The organism is Trinickia sp. (genome assembly GCF_051953405.1).
Lineage (GTDB): Bacteria > Pseudomonadota > Gammaproteobacteria > Burkholderiales > Burkholderiaceae > Trinickia.
In genome coordinates, this window is record NZ_JBQCIV010000082.1 from 85954 (window position 1) to 101842 (window position 15889).

Annotated in this window: 16 protein-coding genes; 8 read left to right on the forward strand and 8 right to left on the reverse strand. The window is 61.3% G+C overall.

Going from position 1 to position 15889, the window contains the following annotated elements:
* Positions 1-89: 89 nt before the first annotated feature.
* Complete coding sequence (locus ACTHN9_RS14035) at positions 90-2273, reverse strand: M1 family metallopeptidase (RefSeq protein ID WP_440537366.1); 2184 nt, start codon at positions 2271-2273, stop codon at positions 90-92.
* A 530-nt stretch (positions 2274-2803) separates the two neighbouring features.
* The gene (locus ACTHN9_RS14040; RefSeq protein WP_440537367.1) at positions 2804-3820 is read right to left on the reverse strand and encodes a sensor domain-containing diguanylate cyclase; all 1017 of its coding nucleotides are present in this window, start codon (positions 3818-3820) and stop codon (positions 2804-2806) included.
* 198 nt (positions 3821-4018) lie between these two features.
* Between ACTHN9_RS14040 and ACTHN9_RS14045 the strand changes: the two genes are divergently transcribed.
* Positions 4019-4276, forward strand: a complete 258-nt coding sequence (locus ACTHN9_RS14045; protein ID WP_440537368.1) for a hypothetical protein — start codon at positions 4019-4021, stop codon at positions 4274-4276.
* 127 nt (positions 4277-4403) lie between these two features.
* Complete coding sequence (locus tag ACTHN9_RS14050) at positions 4404-5393, forward strand: aldo/keto reductase (RefSeq protein WP_440537369.1); 990 nt, start codon at positions 4404-4406, stop codon at positions 5391-5393.
* Positions 5394-5423: 30 nt separating this feature from the next.
* Here ACTHN9_RS14050 and ACTHN9_RS14055 read toward each other — a convergent pair whose 3' ends face one another.
* On the reverse strand, positions 5424-6404 hold the full coding sequence (locus ACTHN9_RS14055; RefSeq protein WP_440537370.1) for an AraC family transcriptional regulator: 981 nt from the start codon (positions 6402-6404) through the stop codon (positions 5424-5426).
* Between the two features lie 191 nt (positions 6405-6595).
* On the opposite strand from ACTHN9_RS14055, the gene ACTHN9_RS14060 reads away from it, so the two are divergent.
* Both ACTHN9_RS14060 and ACTHN9_RS14065 read left to right on the forward strand, forming a co-directional pair.
* The gene (locus ACTHN9_RS14060) at positions 6596-7648 is read left to right on the forward strand and encodes an NAD(P)-dependent alcohol dehydrogenase (RefSeq protein ID WP_440537371.1); all 1053 of its coding nucleotides are present in this window, start codon (positions 6596-6598) and stop codon (positions 7646-7648) included.
* Positions 7649-7911: 263 nt separating this feature from the next.
* Positions 7912-8505 carry an SGNH/GDSL hydrolase family protein gene (locus ACTHN9_RS14065; RefSeq protein WP_440537372.1) on the forward strand — a complete coding sequence of 198 codons (594 nt, stop codon included), beginning with the start codon at positions 7912-7914 and terminating at the stop codon, positions 8503-8505.
* Between the two features lie 9 nt (positions 8506-8514).
* Here the strand turns inward: ACTHN9_RS14065 and ACTHN9_RS14070 are convergent, their stop codons facing one another.
* Positions 8515-8979: a GNAT family N-acetyltransferase gene (locus ACTHN9_RS14070; protein ID WP_440537373.1), complete on the reverse strand. Its 465-nt coding sequence runs from the start codon at positions 8977-8979 to the stop codon at positions 8515-8517.
* A gap of 25 nt (positions 8980-9004) precedes the next feature.
* Entirely contained in the window at positions 9005-9877 is an 873-nt protein-coding gene (locus ACTHN9_RS14075) for a LysR substrate-binding domain-containing protein (RefSeq protein WP_440537374.1), read from the reverse strand.
* Between the two features lie 61 nt (positions 9878-9938).
* Here ACTHN9_RS14075 and ACTHN9_RS14080 point away from each other — a divergent pair, with 61 nt between their 5' ends.
* Positions 9939-10490 (forward strand): lipocalin-like domain-containing protein, encoded by a 552-nt coding sequence (locus ACTHN9_RS14080; RefSeq protein WP_440537375.1) that lies wholly within the window; start codon positions 9939-9941, stop codon positions 10488-10490.
* A gap of 15 nt (positions 10491-10505) precedes the next feature.
* Here ACTHN9_RS14080 and ACTHN9_RS14085 read toward each other — a convergent pair whose 3' ends face one another.
* The gene (locus ACTHN9_RS14085) at positions 10506-11138 is read right to left on the reverse strand and encodes a glutathione binding-like protein (protein WP_440537376.1); all 633 of its coding nucleotides are present in this window, start codon (positions 11136-11138) and stop codon (positions 10506-10508) included.
* 151 nt (positions 11139-11289) lie between these two features.
* On the opposite strand from ACTHN9_RS14085, the gene ACTHN9_RS14090 reads away from it, so the two are divergent.
* From ACTHN9_RS14090 to ACTHN9_RS14100, 3 genes are all read left to right on the forward strand, one after another.
* On the forward strand, positions 11290-11667 hold the full coding sequence (locus ACTHN9_RS14090) for a winged helix-turn-helix transcriptional regulator (RefSeq protein WP_440537377.1): 378 nt from the start codon (positions 11290-11292) through the stop codon (positions 11665-11667).
* Positions 11668-11889: 222 nt separating this feature from the next.
* Positions 11890-12231 carry a nucleotidyltransferase domain-containing protein gene (locus ACTHN9_RS14095; RefSeq protein WP_440537378.1) on the forward strand — a complete coding sequence of 114 codons (342 nt, stop codon included), beginning with the start codon at positions 11890-11892 and terminating at the stop codon, positions 12229-12231.
* A complete protein-coding gene (locus ACTHN9_RS14100) occupies positions 12228-12620 on the forward strand; it encodes a HEPN domain-containing protein (RefSeq protein ID WP_440537379.1) in 393 nt (130 codons plus the stop codon). Before ACTHN9_RS14095 ends, ACTHN9_RS14100 begins: the two co-directional genes overlap by 4 nt.
* A gap of 64 nt (positions 12621-12684) precedes the next feature.
* Here the strand turns inward: ACTHN9_RS14100 and ACTHN9_RS14105 are convergent, their stop codons facing one another.
* Together ACTHN9_RS14105 and betA are read right to left on the reverse strand one after the other, a co-directional pair.
* Entirely contained in the window at positions 12685-14127 is a 1443-nt protein-coding gene (locus ACTHN9_RS14105) for an MFS transporter (protein WP_440537380.1), read from the reverse strand.
* A 21-nt stretch (positions 14128-14148) separates the two neighbouring features.
* Positions 14149-15888, reverse strand: a complete 1740-nt coding sequence (betA, locus tag ACTHN9_RS14110; protein ID WP_440537381.1) for a choline dehydrogenase — start codon at positions 15886-15888, stop codon at positions 14149-14151.
* Between the last annotated feature and the right edge of the window lies 1 nt (position 15889).

The following is a 15889-nucleotide window of genomic DNA, read 5'->3' on the forward strand; positions in this document are numbered from 1 at the left end:
TGCTTGTCTTGCCGCGCGCGGAATAGTTTCGAGCGCGCGGCACGACACATTGCTTCCCGTCTAGCACGCTAGATGCCGAGACATTCGTTTCACTTCGCCTTCGGTTTGGTCGTCGCCTTCAGCTGGCCTTGGTAGAACGGCATCCGCCGCGCGAACGATGGCCTTGGCGCACGCTCGGTGAGCATCATTCGAGCCGCTACGCTAGGCGTAACGGAGAGCGAATCGATGCTCTGCGCGCGGGACGGATCGGCCAGGCCCGCGTTCACCAGGAGGTGCGCTTCCAGCTTCAGGTTCGTCAGCCTCGGCGGGTCCTGAAGCGCGCCGCTTTGCGTGAACAACTGGCTCCACGCGTTGTCGCCGTAGTTCACGACGTAATAGTCCTGTCCGCTCGGATCGGCGAGCACGGCCCCGCAGCCGTCGAGCCGCACTTGCATCGACGTGTCCGACATCGCGATTGTCTTCCGGCTATCGAAGTTAAAGCCATAGGCGAGCGTGAGCGGGATCGTCCATTGCGTACCGGGATACGCGTTCTGATTCGGGAAGGGCTGCTGCTTGAGCGACACGACGGTTTGATCGGTTGTCAGATCGCATTGCGTCTCCATGGAGACGAGCGGGACGCCCGTTTGCCGCACGAAACTGTCGCCGATCGCATTCATCGGCTGACCGCTCGCACGCGCAAGTTCGTCCCAAAGCCGCTTAGGCGTTCCGTTGCCGAGCGCGTAGTCGGTCAAATACTGCTGAAGAGCCTTGCGCATGACCTCTTCGCCCAGGTAGCCCTCGATCATCTTCAGCACCTGGCCGCCTTTGTCGTAGACGAACGACGCCGCGTTGATGACGAAATCGTTCGACGCCCACGCGTTGAAGTTCGGTTCGACCGGGTATGAGGACGACGAAACGTCGCCCGCGATGACCTGATACTTGTTTCTGACCTGGCCTGCCCAACTGAAGCGATCCGGGAAGAACGCGATCTTCGTCTTGTTCTCGAAGAACGTCGCGAACGATTCGTTGAGCCAAACATCGTCCCACCAATCGAGCGTCACGAGATCGCCGAACCACTGGTGCGCCGCTTCGTGCGTGAGCACCGTGACGCCATAGTCCGACATCGTCGTACCGGGCGGCGGCAGGATGTCGTCGGCGAATTCGAGAATGGAACCCCAGTTCTCCATTCCGCCGAAGTTCAGGTCCTTCTCGGCTTTGAACGCGTCGTTGGCCGCTACCGTATCGAACTTCTTGAGGGGCAGGGGAATGCCCGTATAGCGATAGTAGAAATCGAGCGCCTGCTTGGTTTCCTGCATCGCCGGCTGCGCCCAGTCTTTCATGCCGGGTGGCGTGAAGATCCGTAGATGCAGCCCCTCGCCATCGGGCAACGGGCTCGAGAAATCGTCCTCGAACGTGTCGAACTGGCCGCCGCCGAAGAAGAGCAGATACGAGGGCATCGGCGGCGTCTTTTCGAAGCTCACGCGCTTGTAGCCCTGATCGACGTTGACTTCATCTTTCTCGGCAGCATTCGAGACGACCCGCCAGCTTTGCGGTACGTCGGCGCTCACCTCGTAAGTGGGCCGGAATGCCGGCTCGTCCCAACCCGGGAACCATTGCCGAGCGAGATCGGATTCGCCTTGCGTCAGGATGGCGCCGCTCGTCTGGCCGGTGGGGGATTTCAAGTCGACGCGGAACACGCCTTCGGCGGCGGAACAGCCTGGGTAGTTATCGTTGCCGCAACTGCCGCCTGTCTTCGCGACCGGATCGTCATAGGTCTTGAAATTGATGATGCCTTTCCACTCCATATGCAGCGAGTAGGTTCCCGGTGCGATCTGGCCGCTTTGGGGACGAAGCTGGTAGTAATCGCCTTCGTCTTGCGGTGTGGCGATGAGCGAAATGTTCCCGGGCTGAAGCAGCAGTGTGCCGTTGACGAAAGACAGCCGGTGCGCCGCCACCACGATCGAGTTGACGGGCTCCAGAACCTTGATCTCGACATCGGCACGGCCGTCGAATGCATTGAGCGCCGGGTTCGGCCTGAACCACAGTTGGTAGTTCACCGGCACGACGGTATCGGGCATTTCGACGGGCGGCACGGTCTTGTCGATCCCGGGGGTAGCGGCCATCGGCGCGGCAGGCGGGGTGACGGCGGGCGAGGATGACGACGACGGCGACGCGGCGGCGCCTGCGCGACCGGCTGCATTCGACGATCCACCGTCGCCGCCGCCGCAGCCGGCCAGGACAATAGCGGCTGCCAGGGAAATACCGGTCAATTTCGTATTGAATGGGAGACGCATTTTCAACCCTCGAATGGGAAGTGTTTCGTTCGGATTAAGACGAATTTCTTTTCCAGCTATCTCGAAGAAAGACAAAACGACGCCGTGCGAGCAAATGGATGCACGCGAGTGAATGGCATACGCGGTCGTGGCTCGGCAAACGCCGAATCCGCGATCTGACTGCTAGTTAGGACTACTAATCAACGTGACGAAACCGCCGGAAAACATCGAGCGAGAAAAGCCGCGATGCTAAGACATGCTCGCACCGGTCTAGGGCGATGGAAGAGAGATTAGGCGTGCGAGATATTATGTGTCAACTTGCTTTCGATATTTTATTTTTTTGTTATGGATTGTAAGTTTGATGCTACGCAAATTGGTAGGTTGGTTTTTATTTTTTTAGGTAATTGATGCCGCTAAAATCGAAATAGAGAAAGAATAACGGGATTACAGACGATTCTGTTCATCGATCGAGCACGATACAAAAAGCGTGGGCTGGGCAGTCCAACGCCTCGCTTGTCTGTGCGGGGGGCGGAAGCGCTTGAGGGCGAAGGCTACTGAACGCCCTCGAGTGCATCGTGCCGAGCGAGTGTCGGCGCGCGCGCATGGGCGTGGCGCGTCGCGCGCTTATTCGCATACATTGCGTGATCGGCCGTGTCCACCAAATCGGCGATCGACGGGTCCTTCTTGGCGTCGAACGCCGCACAGCCGACGCTGAACTTCAAATCGTAGCCGCGCTCCCCGGTGGCGTTGTAACGCGCGATGCCGTCCCGCACGCGCTCGATAATGTGCCCCTCGGCGCCATCTTGCGCGTCGACGACGAGCGCGACGAACTCATCGCCCCCTAGCCGGGCCAACACGTCGGTTTCGCGCAGCGATTCGCGCAGTACGTTGGCAAAGCCGACGATCGCGCGATCGCCTTCGGCGTGGCCGTACCCATCGTTGATTTGCTTGAAGTCGTTCAGATCGAACAAGAGTACCGAGGCGCGTGTGGGGCCCCGCTTGCAGAGTTGAAGCACGTGGCGGCCGAGCGCTTCGAAACCGCGCCGGTTCGACAGTCCAGTCAAATCGTCTGTTACGGCCAACTGCAATACTTCAAGTTCGCGCTCGGCGATGCGGCCGAGGTCGCGCAGCAAGTCGCATTCCGAGGCGTCCAGCTGGCGCGGCTTCGTATCCACGATGGAAAGCGCGCCGACGCGCCCGCCGCCTGGGAGCTGCAGCGGGCACCCGGCATAAAAGCGTATGCCGAGATCGCCCGTCACCAAGGGACTATCGAAGAATCTCGGGTCGGCTTGCGCATCCTCCACCACAAACAAATCGTCGCCGAGGATCGCATGTCCGCAAAACGACGTGTCGCGCGGCGTTTCGTCTAGCGAGAGACCGTTACACGATTTGAACCATTGCCGATCGTAATCGACGAGCGAGACTGTGGAGATCGGTACGTCGAAAAGGCGCTTAGCGAGGCGCGTCAATCGATCGAATCGCGCATCCGGCGGCGTATCGAGAATGTTCAGCGAGCGCAGCAGTGCGATACGGGAGGCTTCGTTCGACGGATGGGCTGGCTTTTGCATATCGTTCCATATCTGCTCAAGGCGCGCCCGGCTCCTCGGCGCGCCATTTTTTGTTCTTGCAGGATACGGCGCACCCGCGCGGTTCGATTGGGCGAATAGCGCGAACATCGGGCGTCGATTCGCGGCATTGCAGGGGGCGTCGGGCCGCGCGGGTACGAACGTTGCACCGTTCGAGAGTTTTCGTCGAAGGAGCAAGCAATGAAAGCAATGATCGTCTGCACGAGCGCCCTCGCACTCGCTGTTTTCGCGGGCGGGGCACAAGCGAAGGGATGCATGAAAGGCGCCGTGGTCGGCGGAGCCGTGGGCCATGTCGCCGGCAAGCATGGCGTGGCCGGCGCGGCGGCCGGCTGCGCAATCGGCCATCACGAAGCAGCGAAGAAGCAGCGGGCCGCGAGCCAAGCGGCGGCCCAGCAGTCCGGCGCATCGAGTCCGTCGGCGTCTTCCGGTTCGAAGTAACGATCGACCCACGCGGCGAATCGTCAGACTTGGAAAGCCGCTGGCGGCCTCGCGCTACGTCTGCTCGGAAGAAGGTTTATCCTTTCGCCTTTGCCGCTCGCCGAGCGGCATGCTTCGGGAGAGTGCGATGCAATACCGTAAGTTCGGCGCAACCGGGCTCAGCGTCTCGCGCGTATGCCTTGGGACGATGACGTTCGGCTTCCAAACCGACGAGGCGACATCCGCCCGCATCATGGATACGGCCGCCGATGCCGGCGTCACCTTCTTCGATACCGCGGATGTCTATCCGCTCGGCGGCGGCGAGTCGCGTGTCGGACACACCGAAGAAATCGTCGGGCGTTGGCTCAAGGGCAAACGGCATCGGTTCGTGCTCGCGACGAAGGCCGTCGGCAAAATGGGCCCGTCGCCTTGGGATCAGGGGGCTTCCCGCAAGCACTTGCTCGATGCCATCGACGCGTCGCTGCATCGGCTCGGCACCGATTACGTCGATCTGTATCAGTTGCATTCCGATGATCGCGAGACCCCGCTCGACGAAACCCTCGAAGCGCTCGACACGATCGTTCGCACGGGACGCGCGCGCTATATCGGTGTATCGAATTATCTGGCCTATCGGCTGGCCAGGGCGCTGGGCCGAGCGGATGTGCTGCGCACGGCGCGCTTCGTTTCGGTCCAACCGCGCTACAACTTGCTCTTTCGTCAGATCGAACGCGAATTGCTACCGCTCGCCGAGGAAGAGGGCCTGGCCGTCCTACCCTATAACCCGCTTGCGGGCGGCCTGCTGACCGGCAAGCATCGCCGCGAGGCGCCGCCGCCCGAGGGCCGTTTCACGGTCGGGACCGCCGGGGAAATGTACCAAGCCCGCTATTGGCACGAACGCGAGTTCGACACGATCGAAGCATTGAAGAAGCTAGCGGCCGATGCCGGCTTGGCGCTTTCGACGGCCGCTGTCGCTTGGGTCTTGGCCAATAGCACGATCGCGTCCGCCATCCTCGGGGCGAGCCGCCCCGAGCAACTGACCGATACGCTGGCCGCCGTCGATCTGGTGCTCGATCCGCAGTTTAAAGCGAGCCTCGACGAACTCACGTATGAGTATCGTTTCGGGGATGCAACCCGGTAACGTTGGCTATCTATCGTGCAGGCCACGGCTTCAATTCGCGGTGACGAACCGCGCGGTGCCGCGCTTTGGGCTTTGCGCGCCGCCGCTCGCTGCGCCGACGGGGTCGCCGCGCATGCGCTTGACGTCGTCGACGGGGCTCACCCCGAACAGCCGCTTGAATTCGCGGCTGAATTGGGAGGCGCTTTCGTACCCCACGCGGGTCGCGGCCGCACTGACGTTCAGGCCGTCGTGCACCATCAGCAGCCGCGCCTGATGCAGCCGCGTCGTCTTCACGTATTGCATCGGCGACGTTTCGGTCACGGCTTTGAACTGGGCATGAAATACGGCCAAACTCATGCCTGCTTCGCGCGCGAGCATCGGCACATCCAGTTCGCAGGCGAAATCGGTGTGAATGCGGCGCAAGGCTTTCGAAATACGGCCGAAATGATCTTGATGGGTTAGGGCGGCACGGATCAAGTCGCCTTGGGATCCGGTGAGCACACGGTAGCAAATCTCCCGAACGATCGCAGGTCCCAAGATCCGTGCGTCGTGCGGGGAGGCCAGCGATTCGAGCAGGCGCAGCACCGCATCGCTCAGTGTCGGATCGAGCGGCGTGGCGTAGACGGCGCGCGGCTCGCTTTCGTTCGGCCCGCGCGTATCGTTGAGCATCATCAAGAGTTCGGCGATCACGCCAAGATCGACGCGAATGGAAATGGCCAGCATGGGCTCTTCGGGTGTCGCCTCAGTCTCGCACTCGAACGGCAGCGGCACGGCCAGGACCAGATAGTGCTGGGCGTCGTAGATGAACGCCTGACTGCCCAGGAAGCCGCGCTTTCGGCCTTGCGCCACGATAACGATCGACGGCTCGTACATGACCGGCACGCGCGGGGTCGAGACGTTCGTCCGCATGAACTTCACGCCGTCGAGCACCGAGTACGTGAAGCCTTCGCCCGGCGCGAGCGTTGCCAGCAACTCGACCATGCGCGCTTGCGCTGGACTGACGAAACGAGAAGGCGAAGGGGAATTAGACATAGCCGACGAACGCGCAAAGTGGGAGAATCGGGCTCGAAATATAGCGCCAATTCCGCTTTTTCGCTGCTAGTTGAGAGAAAAAGGCAAACGTTCGATAGATTCAGGCATTCCGTCGTACCGTATCGCTCCCTACCATGTGGACCTGCGAAGCTCCATGTCGGAGCACGCGCATTTTGCAGGAGTGCTCATCCATGTACACGACTCACGGATACGCAGCGAAGGACGCCAGTTCCAAGCTCGCCCCGTTCGACATTCAACGCCGCGACTTGCGCGAGCACGATGTGCAAATCGAGGTGCTGTTTTGCGGCGTTTGCCACTCCGATTTGCATCAAGCGCGCAACGAGTGGCGCAATACGACTTACCCCGTGGTGCCGGGACACGAAATCGTTGGCCGTGTGACGAATGTCGGCCCCGGTGTTTCGCGTTATAAGAGCGGCGATCTGGTGGGCGTCGGCTGTCTCGTCGATTCTTGCCGTACGTGCGCGAGCTGTGCCGAAGGCCTTGAGCAATATTGCGAAAACGGCTTCGTGGGGACCTACAACGGGACCGACCGTGTGAGCGGCGAGACGACTTACGGCGGGTATTCGACCAGTGTTGTCGTAGACGAAGCGTTCGTCTTGAGCGTCCCGGAGAACCTGGATGCGGCCGGTGCCGCGCCGTTGCTGTGCGCGGGCATCACGACGTATTCGCCGCTGCGCCAGTGGGGTGCGGGGCCCGGCAAGAAAGTCGGGATCGTCGGTCTCGGCGGGCTCGGTCATATGGGCGTCAAGCTCGCACGCGCAATGGGCGCGCATGTGGTGTTGTTCACGACGTCGCCCTCGAAAGTGGAAGATGCGAAGCGTCTGGGCGCGCATGAAGTTGTGATTTCGAAAGACGCGGCGCAAATGCAAGCGCACGCGAATAGTTTCGATTTCATCCTCAATACGGTGGCCGCGCAGCACGATCTCAATCCGTTCATTGCGCTGCTCAAGCGCGATGCGACGATGACGCTGGTGGGGGCGCCCGAGCACGACCATCCGTCGCCGCAGGTGTTCAACCTGATCTTCAAGCGCCGCCGTCTCGCTGGCTCGCTAATCGGCGGTATTGCCGAAACGCAAGAGATGCTCGATTTTTGCGGCCAGCATGGCATTACGTCGGATATTGAAATCATTCCGATGCAAGAGATCAACGGGGCGTACGAGAGGATGTTGAAGAGCGATGTGAAGTATCGCTTTGTAATCGATCTCAATTCGCTTCGGCAATAGATAGCTGGGGGGGCTGAAAACGACGCGAGGTTCCAAGCAATCGATCTGTGCTTGACGGTCGTTATCTAATTAGAGAGCATTCGTATTTTTATTACAGAAGCAATGCGATGCTCACGCTCTATAAGATCGCGCTTGGCCCAGTGTTGCTGGTTCAGGCGCGTTGGCTCCGTGCTACGGCGCTCCGTTTACCCGAAGCGGTGGGGCCCCGCAGCGGCTCGGAGGGGGGCGGCGGTGCGTCTGCCGTCCCTTTACGCATTTTAGTGGTGGGCGATTCCTCCGCGGCCGGCGTGGGCGTGGATGAGCAAGCACATGCCTTGGCTCAGCCTCTTGCTCGCTTGTTGTCCGCGGTCACCGGGCGTCGCGTCGCTTGGCAGCTGATCGCCAAGTCCGGCGTCAACACCAATGAGGCGTTGGCGTTGTTGGCGGGCAGTCCCATCGAGCCGGCGGACTACGTCGTGACGGCGTTGGGTACGAACGACGTCACTTCGCAACGTAAGCCGGCTGTGTTTTTGCGCGATTACCAGGCGTTAGCCGACTATCTTTGCGAGCGCACAGGCGCAGTGGGAATGGTGGTGACTGGACTGCCGCCATTGCGCATATTGCCTGCGGCGCCGCATCCGCTGCGATGGTATTTGGGCCGTTATGCGCTTCGGCTCGATCGAGCGTTGAAACGCTGGGTCGAACGCCATTCGGCGCGCCGCTATGTTTCTCTCGACTGGGCGGCGAATCCCGTCGAGATGGCGGTGGACCGGTACCACCCAGGGCCGAAGCAGTACCGTCGATGGGCGGAGAGGGTGTGCGAGGAAATCCTTTCGTTGATTCGCGCCGCGAACGGCGGTGGGGCGGTATCGGGGTGATCGCCCGATTCATCGATCCGGTTGTTGGGGCGCTGTTGGCAGTCCTCTAGCAAGTCTGAGCCCATCTTGGGCGAAACCGTGCTGTTCATAAAAGCGATGGGCATCGCGTCGGTGTTTGCCGCTCGTCACTTCCAGCTTGACGCATCCAACCGAGACAAACCAGCGCTCGGCGTCGGCCATTAGCAAGTGGCCGACACCGCGCCCGCGATAACGTTCGTCGACCACGAGACTGGTGATGCGTCCGAGGAACCCTTCCGTGTGGAAGAGCGCAAGTGCGTGAAGGCTGATGCTGCCGATTACTTCACGCTCTAGGGCTGCGACGAGCAAGCAGTCTACGGGGCTGGGGAGTAAGACTCGAATCTTTCCTTGGATTAGCGCAGGCGTTGCTTCGTAGCCGAGCTGAACGAGCAACGACGCGATCGCGATGTGATCCGTCGGTTGCGCTCGGCGGATAGTTGCATTGAGTTGAGTCATAGGCGGAGGGCTTATTTGTCGACCGCTAGCGCAAATGCTTCGCGGCATGTTCGATGACGACTCGCTTCAATTGCGCCAACGCGGGTGGCGCATCGCGATGCCCGGTGTGCAAACATAATTCGACAGTAGGTAGCGGCGGCAGGCCGTCCTTTTCACCCAATTGCGTTAAAGACAACGGTATGCCCGCTGCTGTTCTAAGGGTGATGCCGAGGCCTGCCGCCACGCCCGACCAAAGGCTCTGGAGACTGGCCGTCGTGTATGCGAGCCGCCAAGGAATATGGGCTTTGTCGAGGGCGTCGATCCCGGCCCGGCGGAAAAAGCAGGGCGAGTTGTATAGCGCCACGTCCAACGGGCGGCCGCCGCCGATTTCGACGTCGATTCCCGCGGGTCCGATCCACGTCATCGGCAACGTCGCAAGGTGTTCCGCGTCGGGACGGCTTTCGTATCCCATGACCAGGACGAGATCGAGTTCTCCTCGGTCCAATCGCTCGAGCAGTACGCCGTTGCGTTCAACGGCAACCTCTACCCGCACGTAGGGATGTGTCTTCTTGAAGATCCCCAGTGCGACCGGAAGCCAACTCTCCGCGAAATCGCCCGGAAGGCCGAACCGCACGGCACCCTCGACTCCCGCACCACGTACCGCGCGCACGGCTTCGTCGTTTAGATCGAGAATGCGGCGCGCGTAAGAATGAATGAGCTGGCCGAATTCCGTCAGGGCGAGACCGCGCCCCTGCCGACAAAACAGGGGCTGGCCGACTTGCTCCTCCAGCTTACGCATCTGCTGGCTCACGGCTGACTGGGAACGACCGATCCGCTCGGCTGCGCGATTCAAATTCCCTAGCCGCTGCGTGATGACGAGCGTACGTAACGCAGCCATATCGAGATTCGGCAAAGACATGATTCAGATTTTCTGAAGCGAAGGTGCGGAATTATCGCATTCTTTACAGATTGGCCCGGCTATGATCTTCGGCACGCAACTCAATGACGGAAACGATATGATCGGCCAGCGAATGAAAAGCACCCTCCTCGGGGGATTGGTTTTGGCTTATGCGTTGTCGCCGAGCGTGGGCCGCGCCGATTCCTCCGCTGCACAATCGGCACTGGTTGGAACGTGGAGCTTGGTGGCTGCGGACGTCCAGCACCCGGACGGCACGCGAGCACGCGATTATGGCGCGGCGCCCCGGGGGCTGCTGCTCATCGATGCGCATGGACACTACTCTTTGCAGATTTTTAAGGCGGAGCGTCCAAAATTCGTTTCGGGCGATAAGGGAGCGGGTACACCGGACGAATATAGGGCGGCGGTTATGGGCTCCAGCACTCACTTCGGCACGATCGGCGTCGATTCGGATGGCAAGACGTTGATCTTTCATATCGAGCATGCGTCCTTTCCCAACTGGGAGGGCCAGGAGCAGAAGCGAAGCTACGAACTGAACGGTGGCGAATTGAGTTACCGCGTGGCGCCCCGGCCGAACGGCGATGTGCCGATTTCCGTCTGGCGGCGTATCGACTAGCTATCCGCTCCAGCTTCAGCCGTCCAATCCCTCGTGCGCCAACACGCGTTGGACGTGTGGCCGGGCGCGAATTGCGCCGTACCATACGCGCAGGTTGTCGAGCGAGGTCAGGTCGATGTCGGCGTGGTAGACCGACTTGATCCACCCGGCCTGTCCCCAACCGGTCAGCGCGAACAGATAAGCATCGGCCACGGTGAACGTCTCGCCCATGAGATAGCGTTTGCCGCTCAGTTGGCGATCGATCCATTCGAATCGGCTCTTAAGCTTTGGTCGTACCGTATCGACATACTTTCCGGCAGCCACGGCATACAGCAGCGGAATAAACCCTTTATGAATCTCGGAGGACAGGAAGTTCAGCCACTCCTGCAGCCGATAGCGGGCCATTGTGCCGTTGGCGGGTGCGAGACCGCTGGCCGGCCGTTGATCGGCCAAGTATTGTGCGATGACGGGCCCTTCATACATGAGCGAGCCGTCATCGAGTTCCAACAGCGGGACATAGCCGAGCGCGGCGACGTCATAAAAATCGCGACCGTCTTCGATCAAGTGCTTCCGTGGATCGACGCGGATCAATTCGGCGTCGAGTTCGGCTTCGCGCAATACGATATGGACTGCCTGAGAACAACTGCCCGGTGCGTAATAAAGCTTCATGCCCATCCTCTGCTTTTTCAATGTGGGACGCGATGTGCGTACTCGCAGCGCGTGCGACGGGCGTCGACTATCGCGCACCCGAGTTAAAAAGGGAAGAAGGCATTATTTTGTGATATAGGTACAAAATTTATACCACTGACGAAACGATTCGATGAAAAGCAATGTAAGCGGATGTTCGGTGGAAGAAGCGATGCGCCTACTGGGCGGCCGATGGCGCTTGTTGCTGGTCTCGTATCTTCTCGAAGGTCCGAAGCGCTTCAGCGAGCTGCGCCGCGACGTACCCGGCATCTCTCAGCGCATGTTGACGCTCGATCTTCGGGCGCTCGAGGAGGCGGGGCTCGTTAAACGAACCGTTTTCCCGGAGGTGCCCGTGAAGGTCGAATATCGGCTCACCGGCGATGGCCAGCGGCTCGTGCCTGTCGTGGCGGCGATGAAGGAGTTCGGGCTGTGGCTAAAGGCCCGCATGCGCGACACGGGGACGAAGGAATGCTCGCAGCGGTTGAGCGATGAGCGACCGGCAGGCCGGTAGAGTTCGCCTCGCTTGACGCACCCAGAGTCGACCGCGGGTGAAAGTGGGCGGGTGGCGTAGCTATCCGCGGTATGCCTCGATGACGAGTTACTGTGTCGCGGTATCATCTATTGCAAAATTCTGCGGGCAGGGCGTTTCGTCCGCCCGAAGCGTATGGCGCTATCATTGCCGTACCGCCCGTAGCCGGTCGTACTGCTCCGCAACAAAGATTCGGAGGATGCTGTGAACCCTCACGTCGATGCTGAAACCGCACACGCGGCGGGCGCGTTCCTGCAGCGCGTTGCTGGCCATTACGCGGTGAGTCGTGCCATTTTGTTCGGTAGCCGTGCACGTGACACGCACCGCCCGGAGAGCGACGCGGACATTGCTGTCATCTTGCCCGGCGAGCACGGCAAGCGGATACCGGTCGCGCTTGCCATGGCGGGCATCGCTTTCGATGTACTTCTCGAAACGGGCGTGTTGATTGAGGCGTTGCCGCTGTGGGAAGACGAGATGCAGCATCCCGAGTTATTCAGCAATCCCGCGTTGATCGAAAATATTCGTCGAGAGGGTATCCCACTATGAGCATGACGGTGGGCGACTACATGGGCAAGGCGGGCCGCGCGCTGGAAGAAGCACGTGTCCTACTGACCGCGGGGGGATTCGAAGGCGCGTGCAATCGCGCGTACTACGCGATGTTCGACGCCGCTCATGCTGCGCTGCTCGCGGCCAGCGTCACAGTACCTGAAGCGTCCCCTAAGACGCATCGCAGCTTAATCGCGTTGTTCGGCTTGCATCTAGTAAAGGCTGGCGCGATCGAGCCAGACCTGGGAAGCGCACTCAACAAAGTCGAGAGGCTACGGAAGCTTGCCGATTACACGGGCGAGATCGTGGCCGAAGAGGATGCCCGTTGGGCGGTTAGCCAAGCCGGCGAGTTCGTTGACAAAATACGCCAGTGGGTGCCGGCGGCATAGCTCGACATAAATGGCACACGGTCTAGCACGACACGCGGCATTTTGAAACAAGCTGTCACCCAGGTCACTTCGCCTCATCGAACGCAGCAACATATTCGCGCGCGGCGCCGCTACCTTCGCCGTCTCGCCCCAACGCCTCGAGCGCCAGGCCCTTCGTCTCGATGCCCATCGCGGCCACCGCGACGGCCGCCAGCGCGAACGAGCACGCTCCGAGCGTGAACACGCCGCCCTGCCCGAACGTGGGCAGCACCACGCCCACCACATAAGGTCCGATTAGCGAGCCGATTCGTCCGATTGCCGAGGCGAAACCCGATCCCGTCGCCCGCGCCCCCGTGCCGTACAGCTCCGGCGTGTAGGTGTAAAGCGCGGCCCACATTCCGAACAGGAAGAACTGCATGGCAAGCCCAGCGCAAATGACGAGCGCCACACTGCCGCCATGCAACGCGGTTTGCCCGTAGACATACGCCATGACTGCTCCTCCCACGAGCGAGGTGACGCAAGTCGGCTTACGTCCCCAGCGCTCGACCAACCAGGCTGCACAGAGAAAGCCAGGGATTCCCGCCAGCGAGATCCACACGGTGTAGAGGACCGACTTGGCGACCGCGAGGCCCGACTGCTGCATCAACGCCCCAAGCCAAGAGGTCAGCCCGTAAAAGCCGAGCAGTGCAAAGAACCACAGGATCCACACCATGATCGTGCGGGTGCGATAAACGCCGCTCCAAATCTCGCCGAACGCACTGCGCGTGCTCGGCGGCACGGCTGGCGGATCGAACGCAATCGCCGGCGCCGGCAAAGCCGAGATCCCGCAAGCGCGCATGACTTTCGCCTCGATTACCGTGAGCACCGCTTGCGCTTCGCTCAGGCGACCGCGGTGCTCGAGCCACCGTGGCGATTCGGGCACGACGCGCCGCACGATCAGCACGAATACCGCCGGTATCGCAAGCAAAGCGAACACGGTGCGCCAACCGAAACTCGGTAGGACGAAGTACGACACGACACCGGCCGTGATGAATCCGAGCGGCCAGAAGCCGTCCATCAATGCGATCAGGCGGCCGCGCGAGGCAGTCGGCACAAATTCCGACAGCAACGCTTGCGCAACGGGAAACTCCATGCCCATCCCGATACCGAGAATGACGCGATAGACGATCAAAGCCTCCACGCTATGCGCTGTCGAGCACAGATACGAGGCCACGCCCCACAACACCATGCTCCACTGAAACACGGGGCGCCGCCCAAATCGATCGGCGAGCAAGCCGGCGACCGCGGCGCCCCCCACCATGCCGAAGAAGCTTGCACTCGCCACGAGCCCAGCCGTTGCCGTCGTCAAGCCGAATTCGCTCTTGATCGACCCGAGCACGAACGTCATCGTGCCCAGATCGACCGAGTCGAAAAAAAACGCTAGGGCAATGACGACGAACAACCAGCGGTGATACGAGGAGAACGGCAAGCGCTCGAGGCGCGCAGCGGCGCTGGCGCGAAACGGCGTCGAAGAAGCGGCTTTCGGCATGGCGGTGGCTCGTCGATAAGCTTAGCTGTTGATCGGCGCCGCCGCTGACGGCGAGCGCATAGCAGGCGCGCCGCCCGGCGCGACTGCCTGCGGTCCCAGCCGCGCCGGCGCGCCGTTCGCCACGTAATACGGCACGTCCACGCGCGGCAACGGCGCGCGCCCTCGGATGCGGTCGGCGATCTTCTCTGCCAGCATGATCGTTGGCGCGTTCAGATTGCCCGTGGTGATGCGCGGCATGATCGACGCATCCACGACGCGCAAGCCCTCGATACCGTGCACGCGGCCTTCGGTATCGACCACCGACATCTCGTCGTATCCCATCGCACACGAGCACGATGGGTGATAAGCCGTCTCCGCGCGCGCGCGAACAAACGCGTCGAGTTCGGCATCGGTTTTGAGTTCGGCGCCGGGACTGAGCTCGCGGCCGCGGTATCGGTCGAGCGCACGTTGCGCGATGATCTCCCGCGTGATGCGAATCCCGTCGCGAAATTCGCGCCAATCGAGCGGATCGGCCATGTAGTTGAACAAGATGCTCGGATGGGCGCGCGGATCGCGCGAGCGCAGCTTGATTCGGCCGCGGCTCGGCGAGCGCATCGAGCCCATATGCGCCTGGAAACCGTGCATCTCGATCGCGTTCGATCCGTTGTAGTTGATCGCGATCGGCAAGAAATGGTATTGAATGTTCGGCCAGGGATCGTCGTCGCGAGTACGAATGAAGCCGCCCGCTTCGAATTGATTGCTCGCGCCTATCCCCGTGCCGTTCACGAGCCACTCCAATCCGATCGCCGGCTGGTTGTACCACTTCAGCGCGGGATAGAGCGAAACCGGCTCCTTGCACTCGTACTGCATGTACATCTCGAGATGGTCTTGCAAGTTGCGGCCCACGCCTGGTAGATCGAGCACGATAGGGACATCGAGTTCATGCAGCCATTCGCCGGGACCGACACCGGAACGCTGCAGCAGTTGGGGCGAGGCGATCGCCCCCGAACAGACGAGCACTTCGCGCCGGGCATGAGCCGAGATCGGCGCGTTGCGGTGAAGATAGGCGACGCCCGTCGCACGCTTACCCGAGAACAGAATGCGATCGGTCTGCGCGTGCGTGACGATCGTCAGGTTCGGCCGCTGCCGCGCTTGATCGAGATAGCCGCGAGCCGTGCTCGCACGCCGGCCCTGCGCCGTGACGGTGCGGTCCATCGGGCCGAAGCCTTCTTGCCGATAACCGTTCAAATCGTCCGTGCGCGGATAGCCCGCCTGCACCCCGGCTTCTACCATCGCGCCGAATAGCGGATTGTTGCCCGGCTTACTGGTCGTGACGTGCACGGGGCCATCGCCGCCGTGATAGGCATTCGGACCGATGTCGCGTGTTTCGGCCTTCTTGAAGTAGGGCAGACAGTCGAGGTAGCTCCAATTCTCGAGCCCCTTGTTGCCGGCCCAACCGTCGTAATCGAGCGCGTTGCCCCGGATGTAGCACATCCCGTTGATCAGCGACGATCCGCCCAACCCCTTGCCGCGACCGCATTCCATGCGCCGGTTGTTCATGTAAGGCTCCGGCTCGGTTTCGTACGCCCAGTTGTAGCGCCGGCCTTGGAGCGGATAGGCGAGGGCGGCCGGCATCTGCGTGCGGAAGTCGAACCGATAGTCCGGGCCGCCGGCTTCGAGCAGCAGCACGGTAACATCCGAATCTTCGGTCAACCGCGTGGCCAATACGTTGCCCGCGGACCCCGCACCGACGATGATGTAGTCGTATTCCTTGGCACTCACG

Bases quoted from the DNA above. Each gene is read 5' to 3' on its own strand.
- ACTHN9_RS14070 (WP_440537373.1), bottom strand. From the start codon at position 8,979: ATGACTCAACTCAATGCAACTATCCGCCGAGCGCAACCGACGGATCAC.
- ACTHN9_RS14060 (WP_440537371.1), top strand. From the start codon at position 6,596: ATGTACACGACTCACGGATACGCAGCGAAGGACGCCAGTTCCAAGCTC.
- ACTHN9_RS14040 (WP_440537367.1), bottom strand. From the start codon at position 3,820: ATGCAAAAGCCAGCCCATCCGTCGAACGAAGCCTCCCGTATCGCACTG.
- ACTHN9_RS14105 (WP_440537380.1), bottom strand. From the start codon at position 14,127: ATGCCGAAAGCCGCTTCTTCGACGCCGTTTCGCGCCAGCGCCGCTGCG.
- ACTHN9_RS14055 (WP_440537370.1), bottom strand. From the start codon at position 6,404: ATGTCTAATTCCCCTTCGCCTTCTCGTTTCGTCAGTCCAGCGCAAGCG.
- ACTHN9_RS14045 (WP_440537368.1), top strand. From the start codon at position 4,019: ATGAAAGCAATGATCGTCTGCACGAGCGCCCTCGCACTCGCTGTTTTC.
- ACTHN9_RS14090 (WP_440537377.1), top strand. From the start codon at position 11,290: ATGAAAAGCAATGTAAGCGGATGTTCGGTGGAAGAAGCGATGCGCCTA.
- ACTHN9_RS14085 (WP_440537376.1), bottom strand. From the start codon at position 11,138: ATGAAGCTTTATTACGCACCGGGCAGTTGTTCTCAGGCAGTCCATATC.
- ACTHN9_RS14080 (WP_440537375.1), top strand. From the start codon at position 9,939: ATGATCTTCGGCACGCAACTCAATGACGGAAACGATATGATCGGCCAG.
- ACTHN9_RS14100 (WP_440537379.1), top strand. From the start codon at position 12,228: ATGAGCATGACGGTGGGCGACTACATGGGCAAGGCGGGCCGCGCGCTG.
- ACTHN9_RS14050 (WP_440537369.1), top strand. From the start codon at position 4,404: ATGCAATACCGTAAGTTCGGCGCAACCGGGCTCAGCGTCTCGCGCGTA.
- ACTHN9_RS14075 (WP_440537374.1), bottom strand. From the start codon at position 9,877: ATGTCTTTGCCGAATCTCGATATGGCTGCGTTACGTACGCTCGTCATC.
- ACTHN9_RS14035 (WP_440537366.1), bottom strand. From the start codon at position 2,273: ATGCGTCTCCCATTCAATACGAAATTGACCGGTATTTCCCTGGCAGCC.